Origin of the sequence: Candidatus Aegiribacteria sp., from assembly GCA_021108005.1 — a bacterium.
Lineage (GTDB): Bacteria > Fermentibacterota > Fermentibacteria > Fermentibacterales > JCC-6 > Aegiribacteria.
Genome location: JAIORS010000012.1, coordinates 1 through 8,644 on the forward strand (window position 1 = coordinate 1; position 8,644 = coordinate 8,644).

Consider the following 8,644-nt stretch of genomic DNA (forward strand, 5'->3'; position numbering starts at 1 on the left):
TATAAATCGAAACTGATCACAGCAAGGAAATATACGCAGAGTCAGTCTCTCTCTCTGGGTATTTAGCTTATCTTGTTGAAGAAATCGTGGATGTTTAAATACAAGTTAAACTATTAAGTAAAAATGAAAATAATTTTAAACTGGTTATACACACTTGCCAGAAGTATTATTAATACTGAGGGAAATATTTTTCAGGCTGAAACCCGTAACTGTAATCAGGAGTATTCCGGAGTAAGATGAAGTACATTTTTAACAATTGGGCGGTTACCCTTCTATCTGCGCTTTCGGTACTTCTTGTAATGCTGATACTCGATACATCCTGGCCGGTTGCATATGTGTACGTTGTATCAACGCCCTCAGAAGCTGAAGTATCCGATGGAGACAGGTTTATATGGACGACACCTGCCCGGATACCCGTTCAGCATGACGGGTTGCCTATTACGGTATCCCATCCTTATAGAGTTTCAGTTGACACTCTGCTACTGCCCGAAATGTCGGAAGAACCTGTTCTTGTATCACTTCCTTACAGGTTTCCGGTGGAAATATCCAGCGAACCTTCCGGAGCGTCTGTTTTCATGGATGGTTCCTTTTCAGGTTACACTCCACTGCAAGCAAACATTGATGAACCGGGCATTCACCATTTAAAGCTGATTGTAGAGAACCTGATTGCGATTGAGGACGATTTTACGTTGCTGGCTAACAGTCCTGACAGTTTTCATTATGTGCTTCCTCGGCTTCATCCAGCCGGAATGGTACTTATTCCTCTCGAAGCCTGCATCTCCGTTGATTTTCAGCAACCGTATCTTATAGCGAGATATGAAGTAACGAACAGTGAATTCTGTGAATACCTGAGAATACTGGAACCGGCTCCCATGCGAGATACGACCAACAGGTGGGGACGTACCGATACAATTGAGGAAATGTTTCCCGGCGATTACCCGCTTCCCTTCTACATTGGCAGCTCAGGAGAATGGGCAATTCAGAATGGTTTTGAGAGTTTCCCTGTCGCAGGTATGACTTTCAGCGCTGCCGAGGAGTACTGTGAATGGCTTACTTCACAGGATAGTTCAGGGATATCTTACAGACTGCCCACTGAGGAAGAATGGTACGAAGCTGCCATGGCAGGCAGTGGCGGGCCATGGCCATGGGGTTCCAGGAGGCCTGGCGGTAACCTGCTGAACCTCTCAGACAGAAATGAAATCCTGCTTCGCAGGCATCCATCGCTGGATGACGGATATTCATATTCAGCTCCGGTTGGGAGTTTTCCCTACAATAACTGGGGACTCTACGACATGGCCGGTAATGTCTGGGAGTACTGCAGGCCTGTCAATCCGGATTCAGCTGTTGTCGCCAGGGGAGGAAGCTGGCTCTCCTCGATGGACGACTGCAGGTGCGAAGCCAGAATGTATCCTGATACCATGCTGGGTTATCCGTACATTGGGTTCAGAACCGCCGCTTCGATAGGATTGCGGGAATAACGTCAGCAGCACCTGCCACTTTTCATAAATCTCTTACTGTATTATTGATAGACAGCAGTACGCGGAATTTATTAACCATTGCAGTAAGGTGCAACGATGAAAACTGAAACCTCCGGCGGAGTTCTTCACGAAGTACCCGGGCTGAAAAGCATACCAGAAGCATTAATTGCAGTTGCTGAAAGATTACCGGATAGAATAGCGTTCAGTGAGCCTGATGGTAATGGTAATTACCATTCACTAACCTATCGTGATCTCAGAAAAAAAGTTGATGCCCTTGCCAGGGCGATTCTCGACAGGTGCAAGAAGCCTGTTGTCGGCATAACAGGCAACAACAGTGTTGCCTGGGCTGTTACCTACCTTGCGACACTGAGAGCCGGGGGAATCGTTGTACCGATTGACAGGGAGCTGCCGGTGCCGGAAATGCTCACTATTCTGCATTACTCAGGTGCCAATATGATGTTCTTCGATGAGAAATACGCGGAAGATTTTGCGGATAAACTTCCAGGTAGAGATATTAAAATGGTTGTAATGAATACACCTCATTGTGAGGGAATTCCAACCCATGATGACCTTATCCGCAGTGGATCGGGAAGTGCTGTAATACTTCCAGATACATGGAATTGCGATGTTCCCGCCTCCATATGTTACACATCGGGCACAACAGGGCAGGCGAAGGGCGTGATGCTGTCGCAGAACAACCTTCTTGCGAACATCAGGCAGATGGGGCAGATTATCGACATCCAGGAGGATGACGTATTCCTGTCAATACTTCCCGTTCATCACACATTCGAGTGTACCTGCGGTTTTCTTTTCCCGGTGACCTGCGGAATCTCCATTTACATCTGCAGGGGAATAAGACATGTAGCGGAGGACATGATCAATTCCAGGGCAACAATTCTTCTGGCTGTTCCGCTGCTCTGGGAAGCCATGTACAGGAAAATATACAACGCTATACAGTCTATGAAGGGTGGAGCGTTCAAGTATCGCCTCGGCCTGACTATTTCCTCAATAGGAGAAATCTTCGGCAGCAGGGGCATAAGGAAGAAAGTGTTCTCACAGGTACACGATAAACTGGGTGGTAACATGAGACTTTGTATATCCGGCGGCGCCGGAATCGCTCCCGAAGTTGTTGACGGCTTCATGAAACTCGGGTTCAATTTTATCCAGGGGTACGGATTAACGGAGACTTCCCCCATACTCTCCGTCAATACTCTGAAAGCCAACAGGGTAGGCTCCGTGGGTCCGGTACTGTCCGGCGTTACTATCAGAATAGAAAACCCCGATGATGAGGGAAACGGTGAAATCCTTGCGAAGGGTCCCAATATAATGAAGGGTTACTACAACAATCCTCAGGCGACCGCTGAAGTGCTGTCGGAAGATGGCTGGTTCAGCACAGGGGATTACGGTCATATTGACGATGATGGTTTCCTTTTCATCACCGGCCGAAAGAAGAACGTGATAGTAGCGAAGAACGGCAAGAATGTATATCCAGAAGAAATAGAACTGAAGATCGGGCAGGATTCCTATATACTTGAATGCATGGTTGCCGGTAAGAAGATCGAGACAAAGGGTGAGGAAATTTGGCTTATCGTTGTTCCCGACATGGAAAAGTTCATCGAATACGCCGAAGAACACGGATTAAGTCTGACAACGGAGTACCTTGCGGATCACATGAGAAAACTCGTTCGCAGCTTTAATGCCTCCCAGCCTATTTACAAACGGATTGCCCGGTTCATCATAAGAGAAGACGAATTTCCCAAGACCACTACTCGAAAAGTCCGCAGAAAGGAAGTTCTGAGAGAGGCCGGGCTGGAGGAAGAGGTATCCTACCAGGTGTAATCACTTATCCGGGTTTTGTATTTCTAATCCCGGAATATTATATACCAGAATACTAGGAAATACATTGTTTCAGCGGAAAGGCATGAAATGACAGAAGAGGTAAGAAGGTGTACTCGTTGCATCCTTCCGGAGAATTATCCTGACATTGGTTTTGATGATGACGGCGTTTGCAGAGTCTGCCGGGAATTTGACGAGAAGTATTCGACTATTGACTGGAACGCGAAGGAGAAAAAGCTGTCAACAATGCTTGACAGGTACAGAGGGAAAGGCAAAGGGAAGCACGATTGCATGGTTCCATTCAGTGGCGGAAAGGATTCCACATATTCACTCTGGCTCCTGAAGAACAGATACGGTATGAATCCTCTGGCTTTCAATCTTGACAACGGATTTTCGGAGGATGGAGCCCTTTTGTTTGTGAGAAAGGCTGCGGATAGATTGAACGTTGATCTCTATACTTACAGTCCTTCAAAAGAGTTCCTGTTCGAGGTGTACGGGCACGCACTGAAGGAGACCGGTGAGTTTTGTACCGCCTGCGTTGTACTCATTCCCACCGCGATTTTCAGAGCTGCCGATATACATGGTATAAGGCTTATAGCAGGAGGCTTCAGCGAAATGACGGAAGCTCCTCCTCCGGAGTTCGCCTATATTGACAGGACATGTTTCTGGAACATTATGAAAAGCCGCTTTTCAAAGAATCAACTTGCCTGGGACTTCTTCTTCCCAAGCTGGAAACGGATGTTCGGGGTCAAGTATTTCAATTTGCCTGACTACATCAAATGGGATCTGCCGATGATATACGATACATTGAATAAAGAACTGGATTTCGGGAAAAGCATGTCGGATATCAGGTACGATTGTTTGGGTACAAGCCATTCAAGCTATCTATTCAAAAAGAGAAATGGTGTGGGGAAGTACGAATTTCTTTACGCCAATATGGTGAGAGCGGGCCTTATAGGCAGGGAGGAAGCCCTGAAGATAGTGTCTGAAAGAGAGTCTGATGGTATTCCGGAGGGTTTCGATGAATTTATTGGCCGGCTTGGCTGTGACAGGTCCATTCTCTCGGATGACGAGAACAAAAGTGTTTTCGACTTCAAGACACGTAACAGACGCATCAGGAAACTGGCAATAAAAATACGCGAGATGCTTCCCTGACCGTTGGCCTGAACGATTACTTTTCTCTTTTCCATGATGTCAATTCAGAGTTCAGTCGTTATAGGTCAAAACCTACATATTGTATATCACGAAATCCTTAACCACTATAGGGTAAGACTGGCACATATGGAAGCGCAACCTTATACTACATAGTGTATATTCACTACAGTAATCACATAACATATGGTGTAAAAATGGCAGAAAAACTTATACAGGAATCGCATGTTTATGATGAGAGTAAAGTTAAAACTCTTTCCTCGATAGAACATATCCGTCTCAGAACAGGAATGTACATCGGTCGTCTAGGTAATGGTACACACCCCGATGATGGGATCTACGTTCTATTCAAGGAAATCATGGACAATGCTGTTGATGAGTACATCATGGGATATGGCAAGCGTATCAGAATCACAAGCAACAGGACATCTGTCATTGTGCGGGATTACGGTAGAGGCATTCCTCTTGGAAAGCTTGTAGAGTGTGTATCCCAGATAAATACCGGCGCGAAGTACAATACAGATGTTTTCATGTTCAGTGTTGGACTTAACGGTATAGGAACTAAGGCGGTTAACGCGCTCTCGGAGCATTTCAGGGTGGTCGCGTACCGTGAAGGCAGTTACCGTGAGGTTGTTTACTGCCGTGGAGAACTTCAGAGTGATGAAAGTGGAAAAAGCTCAAAAAGAAACGGTACTCTGGTGGAGTTCACTCCGGACAGTGAGATATTCGGAGATTTCACATTCCGGGAGGAATTTCTGCAGGACAGGTGCCTTCATTACTCTCACCTGAATGCCGGTCTTAAGATTCAATTGAACGGAGAAGAGTTTCTTTCCGAAGATGGACTGATGGACCTGCTTCATGATGAAGCCGGAGACTCGGCGATGTATCCGGTTATCTTCTTCCGGGATAAAACTCTTGAATTCGCGCTGACGCATACTGCCGATTTTGGAGAACGCTATCTGTCATTCGCGAACGGTCAGTACACCTCAAGCGGAGGAACACACCTTTCCGCTTTCAAAGAGGGTATAACCAAGGGTATCAATTCCTACACAGGGGAGAGTTATTCGGGTCAGGATGTGCGCGAGGGCATTATCGCTGCCATCTCCGTGCGAATCAAGGAACCAGTATTCGAATCCCAGACCAAAACAAGGCTTGGAAACAATGATATACGGGGCTGGATAGTCAACATGATAAAAACAGAGCTGGAGCAGCATCTGCATAAAAATCCCGAAAGCGCCTCAATTCTGGTAAACAAAGTAATGACCAATCAGAAAGTTCGTACCGAACTTAGCAATGTCAAGAAAAAAGCAAAACAGAGGGCCAAACAGGTTGCCCTCAGGGTACCTCATCTCAAGGATTGCAAGATTCACTACACAGACGATAACAAAAGGGGTGAGGAAACGACGATTTTCATTACCGAGGGTGCAAGCGCGGCAGGCAGTATTATTTCAAGCAGGGATGTTCACACTCAGGCGGTATTCGCCCTCAAGGGCAAACCACTTAACTGTTTCGGCAAAAGGCAGGATACCGTTTATAAGAACGAAGAGATTTACAACATCATGCGCGCTCTCAACATCGAGAATGACATCAACGGTTTAAGGTACAACAGGATTGTTCTTGCCACAGATGCCGATGTTGACGGCATGCATATCAGAAATCTCCTTCTAACTCTGTTTCTTCATTTTTTTGAAAGTCTTGTTCTGGACAAACACCTTTTCATTCTTGAAACACCTCTTTTCCGGGTAAGGAACAAAAAGGAAACTATTTACTGTTACAGCGAGAAGGAACGAACGAAAGCCATTGAACGTATCGGTGAGAAGGCCGAAATAACCAGATTCAAAGGTCTCGGGGAAATTTCCCCGAAGGAATTCGGGCAGTTCATAGGTAAGAATATAAGGCTGGAACCGGTTCGTATCACAAGGCTGAAAGAGGTTCCCGAAATGCTGGATTTCTACATGGGTCGAAACACACCCGAAAGGCGTGAGTTCATCATGGAGAACCTTGTATGAGCGAGACCAGCCTTAGAAGGCTATACAACCGTAATTTTCTTGATTACGCGTCCTACGTTATAAAAGACAGGGCCATTCCTGACCTGGCCGACGGTTTCAAGCCGGTACAAAGAAGGATTCTATGGTCACTGTACCAGATGGATGATGGCAGATTCAGCAAGGTGGCTAATGTAATTGGCCATTGCATGCAATTCCATCCTCATGGCGACAGATCAATAGGAGACGCGCTTGTTTCCCTTGCGAACAGGGGCTTTTTCATCGAAAGACAGGGCAATTTTGGTAATATTCTCACAGGTGATGAGGCTTCGGCTGCAAGGTACATCGAATGCAGGCTGACCGACCTTGCACGTGAGACTCTGTTCAATAAAAGGATTACAGATTTCGAACCCAGTTACGATGGTCGGAACAGGGAACCTGTTCTTCTTACCGCAAAACTGCCGGTTCTGCTTCTCCTTGGGGCGGAGGGTATCGCGGTCGGAATGTCAACCAAAGTACTTCCCCACAATTTCCAGGAGGTTCTGAAAGCCCAGATATCGTGCCTTAAAGGTGAGGACTTTGAACTGTTCCCTGATTTCCCACAGGGCGGCCGTATTGATATATCCGATTACGACAACGGCAGGGGAAAGGTAAGGAACAGAGCGAAGATAGAGAAGGACGGCAACAAGAACCTTATCATCAGGGAACTTCCGTGGGGAACCACAACCGAATCGATTATCAACTCCATTGAGCTGGCATCCAAAAAGGGCAAGATAAAGATATCTTCAATTGACGACTACACCACTGACCTCGCCGAGATCAATATCAGGCTTTCCCGCGGAGTCGGAATGGATGAAGGGCTCAAAAGGCTCTATGCACATACTGACTGCGAGAAATCCCAGTCTTCAAACATAGTAGTTATACAGGACGGTATCCCTGTTGAAAACACTATCTCAGAGATGATACATTACTGTAGCGGCAGGCTGATCGAGATACTTAAGCTTGAACTGAAGCTTGAAATCAACGATTACACCGGGAGGCTGCATTGGCTGGCCCTTGAGCAGATATTCATTGAAAACAGGCTCTACAAGAATATCGAGGAATGCACTTCCTGGGAGAATGTCAGAGGCACAGTACGGGACAGTCTTCAGCCATTCCTTGAAGAGAGCAGTCTGGAGTTGACCGAAGAGGATATAGACAAACTCCTCGCACTCAAGATTCGCAGGATATCGAGGTTCGATATTGAGAGCCATAAAAAAGAAATAGGCTCAATAAAGACCAGTATGAAGTATGCCAGGGCCAATCTTCGGAATATTGTTGACTACGCTGTCAAGTATCTTGAAACCCTTATTGAGAAGTACGGCAGAAATTACCCCAGACTCACCAGCATCGAGGATTTCAGTGACATAGACGTGAAGAAAGTCGCTATAAGAAATCTCAAGGTTGGCTTCAACTCCGATACGGGTCTTCTCGGGACATCGATAAGGGGAGAAAAAGCATTCAGTGTTTCCGAGTATGACAGATTCGTTTTCTTTCTTGATAACGGAACCTACAGGGTCATACCGGTACAGGATAAGTATTTCATAGACGGAAATATCCTTTACTGCGGTGTTCTTGATAAAGACAGAGTATTTACGGCCGTTTATCAGCAGTCGAAAACCAGCGTTGCCTACATCAAAAGGTTCTGTGTTGAAAGCTTCATTATGGACAAGGAGTACAGGTATTCTCCTGAAGAAGGCAGGGTTGTTTTCTTCACGGAAGAACCCGAGATGAAGCTGGATTTCTGGTTCCAGCGGACGAAGAGGATGCGGAGAAGGAAGGATGAATGCCTTCTTTCCGATTATCGCGTAACCAGTGAAAGCGCCAAGGGTGTTCAGCTTTGCGGAAAGAAAATCATCTCCAGCATCCGGGGTGTTCCTTTGGGAGACGAGGAAGAGGATGATTCATACGACGAAACTGAGATTTCACCTGAGGAAGAGGAAAAACAGGAATCACTTGATGAGGTTTTAAAAACCGAGCCGCCATCGCCGGAAGATGTTGTTAAACAGGCCGAAGACTTCAAAGTGCGATCGGCTGAAACACTGAAAAGGGTAGAAAAAACTATCCATCCTGATGATGAATCCGACGATCTTTTCGAAAATCTGAAAAAGTAAAAAGGGTCAAAAAAGGGGTCAAATCTTTACTCTTGACATT

5 protein-coding genes are annotated in these 8,644 nt (G+C 46.1%); all 5 read left to right on the forward strand.

Translation table 11 applies throughout. From position 1 onward, the window contains the following. The first annotated feature begins 236 nt into the window (after positions 1–236). Positions 237–1,478 carry an SUMF1/EgtB/PvdO family nonheme iron enzyme gene (locus tag K8S15_00640; GenBank protein ID MCD4774538.1) on the forward strand — a complete coding sequence of 414 codons (1,242 nt, stop codon included), beginning with the start codon at positions 237–239 and terminating at the stop codon, positions 1,476–1,478. A gap of 96 nt (positions 1,479–1,574) precedes the next feature. Then, positions 1,575–3,317 carry an AMP-binding protein gene (locus K8S15_00645; GenBank protein MCD4774539.1) on the forward strand — a complete coding sequence of 581 codons (1,743 nt, stop codon included), beginning with the start codon at positions 1,575–1,577 and terminating at the stop codon, positions 3,315–3,317. An 87-nt stretch (positions 3,318–3,404) separates the two neighbouring features. After that, a complete protein-coding gene (locus K8S15_00650; protein MCD4774540.1) occupies positions 3,405–4,469 on the forward strand; it encodes a hypothetical protein in 1,065 nt (354 codons plus the stop codon). A gap of 194 nt (positions 4,470–4,663) precedes the next feature. Then, complete coding sequence (locus tag K8S15_00655) at positions 4,664–6,475, forward strand: type IIA DNA topoisomerase subunit B (protein ID MCD4774541.1); 1,812 nt, start codon at positions 4,664–4,666, stop codon at positions 6,473–6,475. Then, the gene (locus K8S15_00660) at positions 6,472–8,604 is read left to right on the forward strand and encodes a DNA topoisomerase IV subunit A (GenBank protein MCD4774542.1); all 2,133 of its coding nucleotides are present in this window, start codon (positions 6,472–6,474) and stop codon (positions 8,602–8,604) included. The genes K8S15_00655 and K8S15_00660 overlap by 4 nt, the downstream gene beginning before the upstream one ends. Positions 8,605–8,644 lie beyond the last annotated feature (40 nt).